15 protein-coding genes are annotated in these 16,639 nt (G+C 66.5%); 13 read left to right on the top strand and 2 right to left on the bottom strand.

Annotation, left to right across the window (positions count from 1 at the left end; genetic code table 11):
* The first annotated feature begins 41 nt into the window (after window positions 1-41).
* The 5 genes from dgcB to LDJ84_RS29285 all read left to right on the top strand — a co-directional run bounded on the left by dgcB (window position 42) and on the right by LDJ84_RS29285 (window position 5,104).
* Window positions 42-2,012 (top strand): dimethylglycine demethylation protein DgcB, encoded by a 1,971-nt coding sequence (gene dgcB / locus LDJ84_RS29305; protein ID WP_226045660.1) that lies wholly within the window; start codon window positions 42-44, stop codon window positions 2,010-2,012.
* Between the two features lie 115 nt (window positions 2,013-2,127).
* Window positions 2,128-3,363 (top strand): electron transfer flavoprotein subunit alpha/FixB family protein, encoded by a 1,236-nt coding sequence (locus LDJ84_RS29300; RefSeq protein WP_065085094.1) that lies wholly within the window; start codon window positions 2,128-2,130, stop codon window positions 3,361-3,363.
* A 117-nt stretch (window positions 3,364-3,480) separates the two neighbouring features.
* Window positions 3,481-4,257, top strand: coding sequence for an electron transfer flavoprotein subunit beta (locus LDJ84_RS29295; RefSeq protein WP_024766749.1), 777 nt, complete (start codon window positions 3,481-3,483; stop codon window positions 4,255-4,257).
* Between the two features lie 323 nt (window positions 4,258-4,580).
* The gene (locus tag LDJ84_RS29290) at window positions 4,581-4,811 is read left to right on the top strand and encodes a hypothetical protein (protein WP_024766748.1); all 231 of its coding nucleotides are present in this window, start codon (window positions 4,581-4,583) and stop codon (window positions 4,809-4,811) included.
* Complete coding sequence (locus LDJ84_RS29285; protein ID WP_024766747.1) at window positions 4,808-5,104, top strand: cell division protein ZapA; 297 nt, start codon at window positions 4,808-4,810, stop codon at window positions 5,102-5,104. Before LDJ84_RS29290 ends, LDJ84_RS29285 begins: the two co-directional genes overlap by 4 nt.
* A gap of 563 nt (window positions 5,105-5,667) precedes the next feature.
* On the opposite strand, the gene LDJ84_RS29280 is transcribed toward LDJ84_RS29285, so the two are convergent.
* A complete protein-coding gene (locus tag LDJ84_RS29280; RefSeq protein ID WP_065085092.1) occupies window positions 5,668-7,092 on the bottom strand; it encodes an aspartate ammonia-lyase in 1,425 nt (474 codons plus the stop codon).
* A 211-nt stretch (window positions 7,093-7,303) separates the two neighbouring features.
* Between LDJ84_RS29280 and LDJ84_RS29275 the strand changes: the two genes are divergently transcribed.
* From LDJ84_RS29275 to LDJ84_RS29260, 4 genes are all read left to right on the top strand, one after another.
* Window positions 7,304-8,218 carry a LysR substrate-binding domain-containing protein gene (locus LDJ84_RS29275; protein ID WP_024766745.1) on the top strand — a complete coding sequence of 305 codons (915 nt, stop codon included), beginning with the start codon at window positions 7,304-7,306 and terminating at the stop codon, window positions 8,216-8,218.
* 113 nt (window positions 8,219-8,331) lie between these two features.
* Entirely contained in the window at window positions 8,332-8,919 is a 588-nt protein-coding gene (locus LDJ84_RS29270) for an RNA polymerase sigma factor (RefSeq protein WP_024766744.1), read from the top strand.
* Window positions 8,916-9,920 carry a FecR family protein gene (locus LDJ84_RS29265; protein ID WP_226045659.1) on the top strand — a complete coding sequence of 335 codons (1,005 nt, stop codon included), beginning with the start codon at window positions 8,916-8,918 and terminating at the stop codon, window positions 9,918-9,920. The genes LDJ84_RS29270 and LDJ84_RS29265 overlap by 4 nt, the downstream gene beginning before the upstream one ends.
* 113 nt (window positions 9,921-10,033) lie before the next feature.
* Window positions 10,034-12,460 (top strand): TonB-dependent siderophore receptor, encoded by a 2,427-nt coding sequence (locus LDJ84_RS29260; RefSeq protein ID WP_226045658.1) that lies wholly within the window; start codon window positions 10,034-10,036, stop codon window positions 12,458-12,460.
* Between the two features lie 126 nt (window positions 12,461-12,586).
* Here LDJ84_RS29260 and adhP read toward each other — a convergent pair whose 3' ends face one another.
* A complete protein-coding gene (adhP, locus tag LDJ84_RS29255; RefSeq protein ID WP_226045657.1) occupies window positions 12,587-13,621 on the bottom strand; it encodes an alcohol dehydrogenase AdhP in 1,035 nt (344 codons plus the stop codon).
* A gap of 331 nt (window positions 13,622-13,952) precedes the next feature.
* Between adhP and purE the strand changes: the two genes are divergently transcribed.
* From purE to LDJ84_RS29235, 4 genes are all read left to right on the top strand, one after another.
* A complete protein-coding gene (gene purE / locus LDJ84_RS29250) occupies window positions 13,953-14,444 on the top strand; it encodes a 5-(carboxyamino)imidazole ribonucleotide mutase (RefSeq protein WP_024766741.1) in 492 nt (163 codons plus the stop codon).
* 8 nt (window positions 14,445-14,452) lie between these two features.
* The gene (locus tag LDJ84_RS29245) at window positions 14,453-15,538 is read left to right on the top strand and encodes a 5-(carboxyamino)imidazole ribonucleotide synthase (protein ID WP_065085088.1); all 1,086 of its coding nucleotides are present in this window, start codon (window positions 14,453-14,455) and stop codon (window positions 15,536-15,538) included.
* Between the two features lie 196 nt (window positions 15,539-15,734).
* Window positions 15,735-15,980, top strand: coding sequence for a GlsB/YeaQ/YmgE family stress response membrane protein (locus LDJ84_RS29240; RefSeq protein ID WP_017521572.1), 246 nt, complete (start codon window positions 15,735-15,737; stop codon window positions 15,978-15,980).
* 84 nt (window positions 15,981-16,064) lie between these two features.
* Window positions 16,065-16,607: a DUF3299 domain-containing protein gene (locus LDJ84_RS29235; RefSeq protein WP_024766739.1), complete on the top strand. Its 543-nt coding sequence runs from the start codon at window positions 16,065-16,067 to the stop codon at window positions 16,605-16,607.
* Window positions 16,608-16,639: the final 32 nt, after the last annotated feature.

The following is a 16,639-nucleotide window of genomic DNA, read 5'->3' as shown; positions in this document are numbered from 1 at the left end:
CGCTTGTCCAGCGCCCCTGAGGTCCCGTAGGGAGACCAGAAATGCTCAACATCATCCTCCCCATCCTGCTCTTCGCCGCCCTCGGCCTCGCCGTGCTGGGCGCCGTGAAGCGCTTCGCGATGTGGCGCCGTGGCCGGCCCGCGCAGGTCGACTGGATCGGCGGCCTGCTGAAGATGCCGCGTCGCTACCTGGTCGACCTGCACCACGTGGTCGAGCGCGACAAGTACATGTCGAAGACCCACGTCGCCACCGCTGGCGGCTTCGTGCTGGCCGCGCTGCTGGCCATCCTCGTGCACGGTCTCGGCCTGCACAGCCGCATTCTCGGTTTCGCCCTGCTGGCGGCCACCGCGCTGATGTTTGGTGGCGCGCTGTTCGTCGCCAAGCGCCGCCTCGACCCGCCGTCGCGCCTGTCGAAAGGCCCGTGGATGCGCCTGCCGAAAAGCCTGCTGATGTTCTCGGCGAGCTTCTTCATCGCCACCCTGCCGGTGGCCGGCATCCTGCCGGAGGGTTTCGGCGGCTGGTTCCTCGCAGCCATTCTTGCCATCGGGGTGGCCTGGGGTGTGTCCGAGCTGTTCTTCGGCATGACCTGGAGCGGCCCGATGAAGCACGCCTTCGCCGGTGCCCTGCACCTGGCCTGGCACCGCCGCGCCGAACGCTTCGGCGGTGGCCGCTCCACTGGCCTCAAGCCGCTGGACCTGCAGGACCCGATGGCGCCGCTGGGCGTCGAGAAACCCACCGATTTCACCTGGAACCAGTTGCTCGGCTTCGACGCCTGCGTGCAGTGCGGCAAGTGCGAAGCCATGTGCCCGGCGTTTGCCGCCGGCCAGCCGCTGAACCCGAAGAAGCTCATCCAGGACATGGTCATCGGCCTTGCCGGTGGCAGCGATGCCAACTTTGCCGGCAGCCCGTATCCCGGTAAACCGCTGGGCGAACACAGCGGCGGCCCGCACCAGCCGATTGTCGCGCTGGACGGCAAGGCGCTGGTGGATGCCGAGACGCTCTGGTCCTGCACCACCTGCCGCGCCTGCGTCGAGGAATGCCCGATGATGATCGAGCACGTCGACGCCATCGTCGACATGCGCCGCCACCTCACCCTGGAAAAGGGCGCGACCCCGAACAAGGGCGCCGAGGTGCTGGAAAACCTGATCGCCACCGACAACCCCGGCGGCTTCGCCCCCGGCGGCCGGCTGAACTGGGCGGCCGACCTGAACCTGCCGCTGCTGGCGGACAAGCAGCAGGCCGACGTGCTGTTCTGGGTCGGCGACGGCGCCTTCGACATGCGCAACCAGCGCACCCTGCGTGCCTTCGTGAAGGTCCTCAAGGCCGCCAACGTCGACTTCGCCGTGCTCGGCCTGGAGGAGCGCGACAGCGGCGATGTGGCACGCCGCCTGGGTGACGAAGCCACCTTCCAGACCCTGGCCCAACGCAACATCGCCACCCTGGCCAAGTACCGTTTCAAGCGCATCGTCAGCTGCGACCCGCACAGCTTCCACGTGCTGAAGAACGAATACGGCGCGCTGGGCGGCAACTACCAGGTGCTGCACCACACGACCTTCATCGATGAACTGGTGCGCAAGGGCGCGCTGAACCTCGGCCAGAGCAAGGCCGGCAGCGTGACCTACCACGACCCGTGCTACCTCGGCCGCTACAACGGCGAGTACGAAGCGCCGCGCGCCGTGCTCAAGGCCATCGGCATCGAGGTCAAGGAAATGGCCCGCTCCGGCTTCCGCTCGCGCTGCTGCGGCGGTGGCGGCGGCGCGCCGATCACCGACATCCCCGGCAAGCAGCGGATTCCCGACATGCGCATGGTCGACATCAAGGAAACCGGCGCCGAACTGGTTGCCGTGGGCTGCCCGCAATGCACCGCCATGCTCGAAGGCGTGGTCGCGCCGCGCCCGGAGATCAAGGACATCGCCGAACTGGTCGCCGAGGTCCTCATCGAGGCCACCGAGGTGCCGGCAAAAAAGCCCTCGCTGGCGCGCCGTGAAGAAGCGGTGGAGGTGCACCTGTGAACGTCCTGCGTAGCCCCGTAGGGCGCATAAAGCCGAAGGCTTTATCCGCCGCCTCGGCCACTTCGGCGGATGACGCTGCGCGTTATTCGCCCTACTCCAGCCCGGAGCATCGAGCATGAGCGACATCATCCGCCGCGACCCGCGGGCCGAGTGGATCGCCCGCAATCGCCTGCACCCGCTGCACGCGGCCATGCAATCGGCTCAGGGTGGCGAGAGCCGCTGGATGGGGCCGAACGGCGTGGTGCGCAAGAATCCCCACGCCGTCGGCTTCATCGGGGCCAATGGCGTCAAGCGCATCGACCGTTCCGGTGGCCAGCAAGGTACGGCAGGCGGCAAGCGCAGCAGCGCGCCGGAGGTGATGCAGCTGCCGCTGGTGATCATCGAGCAGCCGGCCTTCCTGATTGCCGTGGTGCCCGACATGGTGGGCGGCCGCCTCTCCAGCCACGACCGCGACCTGCTGGGCCTGGCCCGCAAGCTGGCCGGCAGCGACGGTGCGGTGCTGGCCGTGGTGTTCGGCGAGCACAAGGAAACCGCCTTCGACACCGCCGGCGTCGACCGCCTGTTGCAGATCGAGGGCAACGAATACGACGGTTACGCCCCGGAACAAAGGGTGCTGGCGCTGCGTTCGGCCAACAGCCAGTTCGCACCGCGTCACTGGTTGCTGCCCGACAGCCGCACCGGTGGCGGCGAACTCGGCCGCCGTCTCGCCGCCAGCCTGGGCGAACGCCCGGCCACCCGCGTCTGGCAGGCCGAAGGCGAGCGCTGCATCGGTCGCGCCGGAGCCGGCCAGCAGGACCTGCACCGCGACCTGCCGCGCCTGATTCTGGCTGCCGCCGAGTGTGCGGAGCCGGTCAGCGAAACCCGGCACGAGGCCCGCGCCGTGGAGCTGGAAAGCAGCGTCGCGCGCAACCTGCCGCGCATCGAGGACCTCGGCCCGGTGGCCGTGGACCCGGCGCAGATTCCCATGGCCGAGGCGGAGTTCATCCTCTCCGGTGGCAACGGCGTGAAGGACTGGGAGCTGTTCCATCGCGCCGCCGTTGCGCTCGGCGCCACCGAAGGCGCCTCGCGCGTGGCAGTGGACGACGGCCACATGCCGCGTGCCCGTCAGGTTGGCGCCACCGGTACCTGGGTCACCGCGCGGGTCTACCTTGCCGTCGGCATTTCCGGGGCGATCCAGCACCTGCAGGGCATCGGTTCCTGCGACAAGGTGGTGGCGATCAACATGGACCCGGGCTGCGACATGATCAAACGCGCCGATCTCTCGGTGATCGGTGATTCCGCCGCGATCCTCAAGGCGCTGATGGTCCTGGCCGAAGCCCATCGCAATGGAGCGGCGCGCGATGCAGCGTGATAGGAGTTCCTCGGTAGGGCGGATAAAGCCTTCGGCTTTATCCGCCGCCAACGCATCATCGGCGGATAACGCTGCGCGTTATTCGCCCTACGCCAGCTTGAAAGCCCGAGGTGGCTTATGAACGACCTGAACATCGTCGCCCTGGTGTCCATCGGCGCCCACCCGGCCTCTGGCCGTGCGCGGCGCGCCGACCAGGATGCCCGTGCGGTGGAACTGGGCATGAACCTCGCCGGTAAGCGCCTGCGCGTCGTGCATGCCGGTGATGCCGGGGAAGAAGCGCTGCGCGGTTACCTCGGCATGGGCCTGGATGAGCTGGCCGTGCTCGAACAGCCTGCCGGTGCCGACGCACTGCCAGCATTGGCCGCCTACCTGGGCGACAGCGATGCGCAACTGGTGCTCACCGGCACCCAGGCGGAAACCGGTGAAGGCTCCGGCATGTTGCCCTTCCTGCTGGCCGAGCGCCTCGGCTGGCCGTTGGTGGTCGGCCTGGCGGAAGTGGAGAAGGTCGAAGGCGGCAGTGCCCAGGTATTGCAGGCCTTGCCTCGCGGCCAGCGCCGTCGTTTGAAGGTGCGCCTGCCCTTCGTCGCCAGCGTCGACAATGCCGCGCCGGCGGCTCGCCAGAGCGCCTTCGGCCCGGCTCGCCGGGGTTATCTGGAAGCCCACGAAGTGGAGGTGGTGGACGATCCACTGCTTGCCGACGGCAACCTGCAACCCGCGCGCCCGCGTCCCAAGCGGCTGAAGATGATCAAGGCGAAGACCGGCGCCGAACGCATGAAGGCCGCCACCGCCAAGGCCTCTGGCGGTACCGGGCAGGTCCTCAAGGACGTCTCTCCCGAGGCGGGCGCCGAGGCAATCTTCAAGCTGCTGCGTGAGGAAGGCGTGATTCGCATCTGACGTTCCGGCTCTTCGTAGGAGCGAGGGGCCATCGATATTGCTCGCGAACAATCCCCGCAGCGAGCCCTGGTTCGCGAGCAAGCTCGCTCCTGCAGGATGCCTTCCCCATCGGAGCGGAAGCCGGCGCCGTAGGCGAACCTTGTGGGTTGATTCCCGGTCCAAATTTCGTTGGTGGTAGGAAATCATTGAAATAGCACGAGAATTATCTCGTAAGCCATTGAATTGACAGCATACGGCTTGTCAGAAGAACCGCGTTTTTACTGGCCCCGCCGCGCCCCTTTCTTTATCCTCCGCACCCTTTGAAAGGCTTTGCGGAGGCTCCCATGCTCGATTCCACCCTCGAACAACTTGAACAGCTGGTCGCCGAGCTGCTGCAGCAGAATGAAGTACTGGTGCAGGACAACGCCCAGGTGCGTGAAGAGCTGCTCAAGGCCCGTGAGGAAAACGACACGCTGCAACTGTCGCTCATGGAGCAGGAAGAGAAGCACAACGCCACCGCGACTCGCCTGCAGGCGCTGATCCGCCGCGTCAGCGACAGCCGCGCCAGCGCATGAGTGGCGACGGCGTCCGCGTCCTGCGCATCCTCGGGCGCGAATACAGCGTCCGGGCGCCGGCCGGTGAAGAGCGCCGGCTGCAGGACGCGGCTGCGCTGCTGCAGGCGGAGATCAGCGCCAGCAAGAAGAAATTCCCCTACGTCACCAGCAATGAGCTGATGGTGCTCTCTGCGCTCAACCTCTGCGCCCGCCAGCTCGGTGCGTCGGATACCGAGTGCGATGAGGCGGACGCCGTGGAGCGTATCGCCGCTCTCAATCGGCGGATTCTCGATCACCTGCAACGTCAGGATTGATCTCCCGCAGCCCCTGCTTTTTGTAGGAGCGAGCTTGCTCGCGAACCCCTCCTGCGCCGGTATTGACGGGAGGGAGATCGTGTTCGCGAGCAATGACGATGGCGTCCCCCTCTCTCCTACAGAAGCCGCACCGCCACGACCGGAACTCCAGGAAAGTGTTTTGTAGGGCGAATAACGCGCAGCGTTATCCGCCACTGTGCCTGGCACGGAACTGGCGGATCACAGCAAGCGGTTATGCGCCCTACGGTGCCGTGCGACTCATGCCAATCGCGGACGGAGTCCGTTCCTACGAAACCTGAACCGGCGTAGGCGCGGACTCCGTCTGCCATGTTTTCCGCCGCGCCCGGATTTCAGGCAAAAAAATAGGGACACCGGGGTAAGCGGTGTCCCTTCTAAAGGAGAGTGGGCCAAGAGGCCCCTCAACCGGTGAGACGTGGCGCCTCGGGTAAACCCGCGGCGCCGGGTATAAAAGAAGGGACTGGGGGTAACCAATCCCTGAAAGGTGAGGGAGGAATACTCCCCCTCAACCGGTGAGACGTGCCCGGCTCGCGCCGGGCGGAGGATCAGGCGCGCAGCGGAATCAGGCGCGGGGCGATCATGTTTTCCGGCAGCAGGATGTCGGCCAGGGTGGCTTCGTCCAGCAGCTTCTCCTCGCGAACCAGCTCCAGTACGCCGCGGCCGGTTTCCAGCGCAGTCTTGGCGATACGGGTGGAGTTTTCGTAGCCGATGTACGGGTTCAGTGCGGTGACCAGGCCGATGCTGTGCTCCACCAGCTGGTGGCAGCGCTCGACGTTGGCGGTGATGCCGGTGATGCAGTGCTCGCGCAGCATGTCCATGGCGCGCTGGAGCAGGCGGATCGAGTCGAAGATCTTGTAGGCGATCAGCGGTTCCATCACGTTCAGCTGCAGCTGGCCGCCTTCGGCCGCGATGGTCAGCGCCAGGTCGTTACCCATGATTTCGAAGGCGCACATGTTCACCGCCTCCGGGATCACCGGGTTGACCTTGCCCGGCATGATCGAGCTGCCCGGCTGGCGCGGCGGCAGGTTGATCTCGTTGATGCCGGTGCGCGGGCCGCTGGACAGCAGGCGCAGGTCGTTGCAGATCTTCGACAGCTTGACCGCGGTGCGCTTGAGCATGCCGGAGAACAGCACGAAGGCGCCCATGTCGGAGGTGGCTTCGATCAGGTCGGCAGCCGGAACGACCGGGTGGCCGCTGATTTCAGCCAGGCGCTGGACAGCCAGCTTCTGGTAGCCGGGGTCGGCGTTGATGCCGGTGCCGATCGCGGTGCCGCCGAGGTTCACTTCGGTCAGCAGTTCCGGCGCCAGGCGACGCAGGCGGTCGAGGTCTTCGCCCAGGGTGGTGGCGAAGGCGTGGAATTCCTGGCCGAGGGTCATCGGTACCGCGTCCTGCAGCTGGGTACGGCCCATCTTCAGTACGCCGGCGAACTCGACGCCCTTGGCGGCGAAGGCCTGGATCAGGCTGTCGAGGCTGGCCAGCAGGGTGTCGTGGCCGAGCAGCAGGCCCAGGCGGATGGCGGTCGGGTAAGCGTCGTTGGTCGACTGCGCCATGTTCACGTCGTTGTTCGGGTGCAGGTACTTGTACTCACCCTTGGTATGGCCCATGGCTTCCAGCGCGATGTTCGCGATCACTTCGTTCGCGTTCATGTTGGTGGAAGTACCGGCGCCACCCTGGATCATGTCCACCACGAACTGGTCGTGGAAGTCACCGCGGATCAGGCGGGCACAGGCTTCGCTGATGGCAGCGTGCTTCTCGTTCGACAGGTGGCCAAGCTGGTGGTTGGCATCGGCTGCCGCCTGTTTGACCATCGCCAGGCCGACGACCAGTTTCGGGTAGTGCGACAGCGGCACGCCCGAGAGGCGGAAGTTGTTCACAGCGCGCAGGGTCTGGATGCCGAAGTAGGCGTCAGAAGGTACTTCGAGGGTGCCGAGGAGGTCTTTCTCGATGCGGAACGATGCAACAGGGGACATGACGGGGATTGTCTCAGGGAAACACGGCCAGTGCCGCGATGCCCGGTAGACTAGGGATTTCGCCTTTCGTCGGCCAATGCTGTTAAAGGCTGCCTCATGCACGAACGGCATAATGTACCCTGTGACGAATTGATGACGGCGAGCGTGCGACTGTGCTACGCGCGCCCGGCTCCTGACCAATCGATCAGCGTGTGAATGCGTTGGAGTTGACGTGAACCTCGAGACCAAATGGCTGGAAGACTTCAGCACCCTGGCCACCACCCGCAGTTTTTCCCAGGCCGCCGAAAAGCGCTTCGTCACCCAGCCGGCCTTCAGCCGACGCATCCGCAGCCTGGAAGATGCCCTCGGCCTGACCCTGGTGAACCGCCAGCGCACGCCCATCGAACTGACCGAAGCGGGGCAACTGTTCCTCGTCACCGCCCGCGCAGTGGTTGAGCAACTCGGCCAGGTGGTGCGCCACCTGCACCACCTGGAAGGCGGGCAGGGCGAGGTGCTGCAGTTCGCTGCCGCGCACTCGCTGGCGCTGGGCTTCTTCCCCGCGTGGATTTCCCGGCTGCGCTCGGAAGGCCTGAATATCGCCAGCCGCCTGGTGGCGACCAACGTCGGCGAGGCGGTACACCTGCTGCGCGAAGGCGGCTGCGACCTGATGATGGCCTTCTACGACCCGGACGCCGCCTTGCAGATGGACCCGGAAGTATTCCCCTCGCTGCACCTGGGGCGCACCGAAATGCTGCCGGTGTGCGCGGTGAACTCCGCCGGCGTGCCGCTCTTCGATCTCGACAGCGGGCAGAGCGTGCCGCTGCTGGCCTACAGTGCCGGTGCCTTCCTCGGTCGCGGCGTGAACCTGCTGCTGCGCCAGCGCAACCTGCGTTACACGACGGTCTATGAAACGGCGATGGCCGACAGCCTTAAAAGCATGGCGCTGCAAGGTATGGGTGTGGCCTGGGTGCCGCGCCTGAGCATGGAGTCGGAGCTGGCGCGTGGTGAGCTGGCGCTGTGCGGCGGCCCGCACTGGATTGTCCCGCAGGAAATCCGCCTGTACCGCTGTGCGCTGGTGCGCAAGGCGCAGATTCGCCTGCTCTGGCGCAAGCTCGAAGGCGGCCTGGGGCTGGACGAAACGCCCTGAGGCAGACAGCCGGGGCTATTCTGTTTATTTGATAAGCATTATCATTTGCGGCTTTCCACGGTCTCCCCCTCGCACCGGTTTCGGTGCGGACCGCTGGCGAGCCTGCAGCCCCGATGTCCCATTCCGACCGCCCGGCCGATTCCCGCACCGCGGACGCCCCGGCGCCCGCCGAGGCGTTGCCGCGCGAGGATTTCCTGCGGGTGTTCCTTTCCCAGCGTCCGCGCATGGAAGCCCTGGTACGACGCCGCGTTGGTTGCCGGGCCACCGCGGCGGACCTGGTCCAGGATCTGTTCCTGCGCTTCTGGAAGCGCCCGCAGGCACCAGTGGAAGAACTCGGCAGCTACCTGCTGCGCAGTGCGCGCAACCTCGCCATCGATCACCTGCGCGGTGAAGATTCGCGCGGGCGAACCCTGAGCGCGCTGCTGCCCGACCAGGACGATGCCCAGCCTTCCCCCGAGCAGGCGGTGCAGGCCAGCGCCGAACTGGACCTCATCGAAGACGCCCTGCGCCAGTTGCCCGAGCGCACCCGCCATATCTTCCTGCTCAGTCGTGTGCATGGCCGCACCTATGGGGAGATCGCCACAGCCATGGGGCTTTCCCAGAGCGCGGTGGAAAAACATATGATGCGCGCCCTCGATGCCTGCAAGGCGAGCCTTGAGCCCGCCGCGCGGGCAGATCGCCGTGGAGCCGCCGACCGATGAAGCCTGAAATCGCCACCTCGCCCGAGGACGCCCAGCGGCAGGCGCGCCAGTGGCTGCTGCGCCTGAACGACGCTGGCGGCGACGTATGGCTGGCGGCTTTCCAGGCGTGGCTGGCGGCCGATCCGCAACATGCCCGTGCCTACGCCGCAGTGGACGCGCTCTGGCAGGCCAGCGCCCTACCGGCGCAGCGGCTGGCGGGGGAAGAGGGCGATGCTTTGGGCGCCTATCTCACTGCGATGGACCGCCCGGCGCCGCGCCGCGCGCAGAGCAACCACCGGCGTTGGGCCTACCCGCTGGCCAGCGCCGCCTGCCTGTTGCTGATGCTCTGGGCCGGTGGCTGGTGGTCGCCGGGGCACTGGTTGACCGATCTCTCCGCCGACTACGTCAGCGCGCCGGGCGAAGTGCGGGAGATCACCCTGGGCGACGGCTCGCGCCTGACCCTGGACGCCGACAGCGCCGTCGCGGTTTCCCTGGACGGTGAACAACGCCGCGTCGACCTGCTGCGCGGTGCTGCGTCCTTTGCCGTGAAACATCTGCCCAAACCCTTCGTGGTGCGCGCCGGAGAGGGTGAAGCGCGGGTGCTGGGCACCGAGTTCGAAGTCCGTCGCCAGGGCGAGCAGACCCGCGTCACGGTCGCCGAAGGCCGCGTCTCGGTGCGTGGCAGCCATGCCGCCGGCATGCCGGAAGTGGTGCTGGGCGCTGGCGAACGGGTCGGCATCGACGGCACGCGGCTCGGTGATGCGCAGCCCGCCGATGCCCAGGCCGCGCCGGCCTGGCGCCAGGGCTGGCTGACCTTCTACCGCGCGCCGCTGGGCGAGGTGCTGGAGCGCCTGGGCACTTACTACCCGGGCCGCATCGTGCTGCTGGACAGCGAGCTGGCGCAGCGCCGGGTCAGCGGCAGTTTCCGCAGCACCGACCCTCAGGCGGCGCTGGATTCCCTGCAGGCGGTGGTGGGCTTCCATCAGCAGCCTCTGCTCGGTCGCTTCGTGCTGATCCGCTGAGGGCGAAGATTTTTTCGAAAAAGGGGTGAGGTACTGCGGCGGCTGCTCCGTGTAGTGGTCATGAATGCGATTTATTCGCATGTGTAGTCCGACCTTCGAGCAAGAGAGCCCCGATGATCCCGCTGCGCCGCGCTGTTCCCGAGCTGTCCCTGAAACCCCTTGCCGCCGTCGTGCTGGGCGCTGCCCTGGTCGCCGCGCAGGCTCCCTCCGCGTGGGCCGAGAATGCCGCCGCCGGCGCTGCCCTGCAGGCGCGCTTTGGTTTCGCCATTGCGGCTCAACCCTTGCCCCAGGCGCTGAGCGAGTTCAGCCGGGTGACCGGCCTCAGTGTGATCTACACCGACGAGGCGCCGTACGACCTCAAAGCCCCGGCGGTCTCCGGCCAGCTCAGTGCCAACGACGCGCTGAATCGCCTGCTGGCGGGCTCCGGCTATCGCTTCCGCGCCCTCGATGGCCGCACCCTGACCCTGGAGCGCGTACCGACCGACACCCTGAGCCTCACCGACACCACCGTCACCGGCCAGGCGGCGTCGACCAGCTACCAACCGGCACCGGTCGCCTCCATCGGTCGCACCGACACGCCGGTGTTGGAAACCCCGCAAAGCATCGTCACTGTCCCGGCCCAGGCGCTGCGCGACCAGAAGCCGCGCAATCTTGACGACGCGCTTGGCAACATCAGCGGTATCACCCAGGCCAACACCCTCGGCGGCACCCAGGACGCGGTGATGAAGCGGGGTTTCGGCGATAACCGCGACGGTTCGATCATGCGCGACGGCCTGCCCTCGGTGCTGGGCCGCAACCTCACCGCCACCGCCGACCACGTCGAAGTGCTCAAGGGGCCGGCCTCGTTGCTGTATGGCATCCAGGACCCGGGCGGCATCGTCAACGTGGTGAGCAAGAAGCCGCAGCTGCAGCAGTACAACGCCGTCACCCTGCGTGGCTCGACCTACGCCCACGGCAAACAGGGCAGCGGCGCGCAGATCGACACCACCGGCCCGCTGGGCGAGACCAACCTGGCCTACCGGCTGATCGTCGATCACCAGGACGAGAACTACTGGCGCAATTTCGGCCAGCAGCGCGAGACCCTCGTCGCGCCCTCGCTGGCCTGGTTCGGCGAGGACACCACGGTGAACCTCAGCTACGAGCACCGCGAGTTCAAGACGCCGTTCGACCGTGGCACCGCCATCGACCCGCGCACCAACAAGCCGCTGGATATCCCCCGTACGCGTCGCCTGGACGAGCCCTTCAACATCACTGAAGGCCGCTCCGACCTGACTCGACTGGACGTCGAGCAGCGCATCGACGATGCCTGGAAGGCGCATTTCGCCTACGGCTGGACCCGCGAGACCTACGACGACAACCAGGCCCGCGTCACCAGGGTCAACAGCAACGGCACCCTGACCCGCCGCACCGACGCCACCCGCGGCGCGGTGAGCAGCGACAGCTTCGCCACCGCCGGGCTGAACGGCGACCTGCAACTGGGCGGCTTCCGCCATGAAGTCACCTTCGGCATCGACAGTGAGAAGCGCAAGATCTACCGCGCCGACCTGATCCGCGACACGAAGAACACCACCTTCAATTACCTCGATCCGGTCTACGGGCAGATTTCACCCGCCACGCGCGTCAGCCCGGCGGACAGCGACCAGACCGACAAGCTGCGCAGCGACTCGCTGTTCCTGCAGGACTCCTGGCACCTGGACGACCACTGGATTCTGGTCGCCGGCGGGCGCTACCAGATGTATGACCAGTACGCCGGGCGCGGCCGGCCGTTCAAGGCCAACACCGATATCAGCGGACAGAAGTGGGTACCGCGCGCCGGGGTGATCTACAAGATCAACGACGAGATGTCGCTGTATGGCAGCTACACCCAGTCGTTCAAGCCCAACTCCACCATCGCGCCGCTGTCCACGGGCGAGGTGATCGACTCGGCGATTCAGCCGGAAGAAGCGACCTCCTGGGAGATCGGCGGCAAGCTCGACATCCCCGGCCGCGTCACCGCCAACCTGGCCTTCTTCGATATCCGCAAGCGCAACGTGATGGTCACCCAGCTCGACGCCAACGGCGACAGCCGCGTCAGCACCGCCGGCAAGGTGCGCTCCTATGGCGCGGAACTGGATGTCACCGGCCAGCTGAGCGAGCACTGGAACCTGATCGGCAGCTACGCCTGGCTGGATGCCGAGGTCACCGAAGACCCGGTGCTGGAGGGCAACCGCCTGCAGAACGTGGCCAAGGAAACCGCCTCGCTGGCGGCGGTATACGACGCCGGGTCGATCTTCGGCGGCGACAACCTGCGCCTGGGCGGCGGGCCGCGCTACGTGGGCAAGCGTGCGGGCGACCCGTCCAACTCCTTCGAATTGCCGTCCTACACCGTGACCGATGCCTTCGCCAGCTACGACACGAAGCTGGGTGGCCACAACGTCGGCTTCCAGTTCAACGTGAAGAACCTGTTCGACCGCGAGTACTACCCGTCGGCGGCGAACAACCTCTACGTCGCCGTGGGCGAGCCGCGGCAGTTCGAGGTTTCGACCACTGTGGAGTTCTGAAGCTGAGCCCGGATGCTCCTGCAGGAGGGGTGGAGCGCAGCGATACCCATGCTGTCTGCAGCGCAATCGATGGGTATCGCTGCGCTCCACGCCATCCTACGCAGAGCTTGGTGTTTGGAGCGGGGCCTACATCTCCACCACGATCCGCCCTTCGATCTGCCCGGCGCGCATGCGGTCGAGGATGGCGTTGATGTCATCCAGTTTGCCGGCGGCGACGGTGGCCTTCACCAGGCCTTCGCCGGCGAAGTCCAGGGCTTCCTGCAGGTCCGCGCGGGTGCCGACGATGGAGCCGGTGATGTGCAGGCCCTTGAGCACCACGTCGAAGATCGGCGTGGGGAAGTCGCCCGGCGGCAGGCCGACCAGCGACACGGTACCGCCCCGGCGGGCCATGCCGATGCCCTGGCCGAAGGCGCTGTTGGACACGGCGGTGACGACTACGCCGTGGGCGCCGCCGATATCACGCTGCACCACTTCGACCGGGTCCTCTTTCTTCGCATTGACGGTCAGGCTGGCGCCGAGCTTGCGCGCCAGCTCCAGCTTGGCGTCATCCACGTCCACGGCGACCACGTGCAGGCCCATGGCCTTGGCGTACTGCACGGCGACGTGGCCCAGGCCGCCGATGCCGGAAATGGCTACCCACTGGCCGGGGCGCGCTTCAGTTTCCTTCAGCGCCTTGTACACGGTGACGCCCGCGCAGAGGATCGGCGCAATCTCGGTGAAGCCGACATTCTTCGGCAGGATGCCGACATAGTTCGGGTCCGCCAGCACGTATTCGGCGTAGCCGCCGTTTACCGAGTAGCCGGTGTTCTGCTGGCTTTCGCAAAGGGTTTCCCAGCCGGTCAGGCAGTGCTCGCAGCAACCGCAGGCGGTGTACAGCCAGGGCACGCCGACGCGGTCGCCTTCCTTCACGCGGGTGACGCCAGCGCCGACCGCGGCGACGTAGCCGACGCCTTCATGGCCGGGGATGAACGGCAGGCTCGGCTTCACCGGCCAGTCGCCTTCGGCGGCGTGCAGGTCGGTGTGGCAGACGCCGGAGGCCTCGATCTTCACCAGGATCTGCCCGGGGCCGGGCAGCGGGACTTTGACTTCCTCGATCCGCAGCGGCTCGCCAAAGGCGTGGACGACAGCGGCTTTCATGGTCGTGGGCAGGGTCGTGGACATTGCACTCGCTCCTTGAAGGGTGAGGGACCTGCCCCGTCCGGGACAGGAACGTGTCAGAAGAGTCTGAGCCCCTGAGCCTAGGCCATCTTGAGCTGAGGCAAGCTTTTCCGAAGTCTCTTCGGAGGTCGTTGCAGGCATCTTCGATGCAGGAATGACGAAATCGGGACCAACGGTCATGCCCAGTGCACTCCGTCGTGCCCTTTGCGGTATACTGCGCCGCCTTCAAGCCGGCACTGCCCGCCGGTTTGGCCACGTACAAGCCACGCCCTCACGGAGTCGTGGCTTGTTGGTTTCTGACGCGCCCAAGAGCGCACTTGAGAGAGGCACGACGATGAGCGCACTGGTTGGCGTGATCATGGGTTCCAAATCCGACTGGAGCACCCTGAGCCACACCGCAGACATGCTGGACAAGCTCGGCATTCCGTACGAAGTGAAGGTGGTTTCCGCCCACCGTACTCCGGACCTGCTGTTCCAGTACGCCGAAGAGGCCGATGGCCGCGGCATCGAAGTGATCATCGCCGGCGCCGGCGGTGCCGCCCACCTGCCGGGCATGTGCGCCGCCAAGACCCACCTGCCGGTGCTCGGCGTGCCAGTGCAGTCCTCCATGCTCTCGGGCGTCGATTCGCTGCTGTCCATCGTGCAGATGCCCGCGGGCGTCCCGGTCGCCACCCTGGCCATCGGCAAGGCCGGCGCCACCAATGCCGCCCTGCTGTCCGCCAGCATCCTGGGCGCCAAGTACCCGAAATACCACGAGGCGCTGAAGCAGTTCCGCGCCACCCAGACCGAGACGGTGCTGGACAATCCCGATCCGCGCGAGGCCTGAGCAGAACCATGAAGATCGGTGTCATCGGTGGCGGCCAGCTGGGCCGCATGCTGTCCCTGGCGGGCACCCCGCTGGGCATGAACTTCGCCTTCCTCGACCCGGCGCCGGACGCCTGCGCGCAAGCCCTGGGCGAGCACATCCGTGCTGACTACAGCGACCAGGACCACCTGCGCCAACTGGCCGACCAGGTCGACCTGGTGACCTTCGAGTTCGAGAGCGTCCCGGCCGAGACCGTGGCCTTCCTCTCGCAGTTCGTGCCGGTCTATCCGAACGCCGAGTCGCTGCGCATCGCCCGCGACCGCTGGTTCGAGAAGTCCATGTTCAAGGACCTGGGGATTCCGACCCCGGCCTTCGCCGACGTGCAGTCCCAGGCCGACCTCGACGCCGCGGTGGCCAGCATCGGCCTGCCGGCGGTGATGAAGACCCGCACCCTGGGCTACGACGGCAAGGGCCAGAAGGTCCTGCGCAAGGCCGAGGACGTCACTGGCGCCTTCGCCGAACTGGGCAGCGTGCCCTGCATCCTCGAAGGCTTCGTGCCCTTCACCGGCGAAGTGTCGCTGGTGGCGGTGCGTGCCCGTGATGGCGAGACGCGCTTCTACCCGCTGGTGCACAACACCCACGAGAACGGCATCCTGCGCCTGTCCGTGGCGAGCACCGACCATCCGCTGCAGCAGCTGGCCGAGGACTACGTCGGCCGCGTGCTCGACAAGCTGGCCTATGTCGGTGTGATGGCATTCGAGTTCTTCGAGGTCGACGGCGGCCTGAAGGCCAACGAGATCGCTCCGCGCGTGCACAACTCCGGGCACTGGACGATCGAAGGCTCCGAGTGCAGCCAGTTCGAGAACCACGTGCGCGCCATCGCCGGCCTGCCGCTGGGCTCCACGGCGAAAGTGGGCGAGAGCGCCATGCTCAATTTCATCGGCGAAGTGCCGCCGGTGGCCGAGGTGCTGAACATCGCCGACTGCCACCTGCACCACTACGGCAAGGCCTTCAAGGCCGGGCGCAAGGTGGGCCACGCCACCCTGCGCAGCACTGACCTGCCGACCCTGAAGGCGCGTATCGCCGAGGTCGAGGCGTTGATCGCCAGGGGCTGACCGTTACGGTGCTCCGAAAGAAGGCGCGTCAATCACTGGCGCGGCTTTTTTCATGCCGGTCTTCCACAACGCTGTAAGGCTGGCGAAACACCGGCAGTCGCTCTGGGGCGCGGCAAAACACGGAACGCCGACGTTTCCTACACTGTCCCATGACAAGCGCGTACTCACCGCGCTCAACCCACAAGGAGGGTTTGTCATGGGATTAATCGGAACCATCGTCATCGGCCTGATCGTCGGACTCATCGCACGCTTCCTCAAGCCCGGCGATGACAGCATGGGCTGGATCATGACCATCCTGATCGGCATCGGCGGCTCGCTGTTGGCCACCTATGGCGGCCAGGCGCTGGGCATCTACGCGGCCGGCCAGGCGGCAGGCTTCATCGGCGCGGTGATCGGCGCCATCGTGCTGCTGGTCATTTACGGCCTGATCAAGAAGAATTGACGGTGAATTCCGGCCCTCTCCCACCAGGGGGAGGGCGCTGGAGGAATATCCCGCCTGTGCCCGACCGGGCCTCTCGAGTCCACGATGCGCCGACCATTGCTCGCCTGCTGCCTGATTCTGCTGACATCCCTGGCGTCCGCCGCCGAACTCCCGGAAACCGACTGGCTGTCCCTGATGCCGCCCAGTGACCGCAAGGCGCTGGAAAACATGCCGGAAATCACCCACAACGGCCCCGAGGCCAATGGCACCTTCACCAACAAGGGCGGGCTCAAGCAGTCCGACAAGAAGCTGCCGCAGGTGATGTACTCGACCAAAACCGTTGCCGCGCTCAATGGCAAGGCGCTGCGTCTGGGCGGCTACCCGGTGCCGCTGGAGAACGACGCCAAGGGGCGTGTCACCGAATTCTTCCTGGTGCCTTACCCAGGCGCCTGCATCCATGTGCCGCCGCCGCCGCCGAACCAGATCGTGCTGGTGCGTTACCCCAAGGGCATCCGGATCGACGATATCTACAACCCGATCTGGGTCAGCGGCACGCTGAAGGTCGAAAAGGTCAGCAATGACCTGGCCGATGCGGCCTACGCCATCGACGACGCCAAGGTGCGGCCGGTGGAGGAGAGCGATCTGTAGGGTATTGCCCTCGTAGGAGCAACGTTCTTCTT

The organism is Pseudomonas sp. HS-18, assembly GCF_020401845.1.
Classification (GTDB): domain Bacteria; phylum Pseudomonadota; class Gammaproteobacteria; order Pseudomonadales; family Pseudomonadaceae; genus Pseudomonas; species Pseudomonas nitroreducens.
Note: the sequence above shows the minus strand (reverse complement) of the source record. Positions and strands in the feature narration are given on the sequence as shown.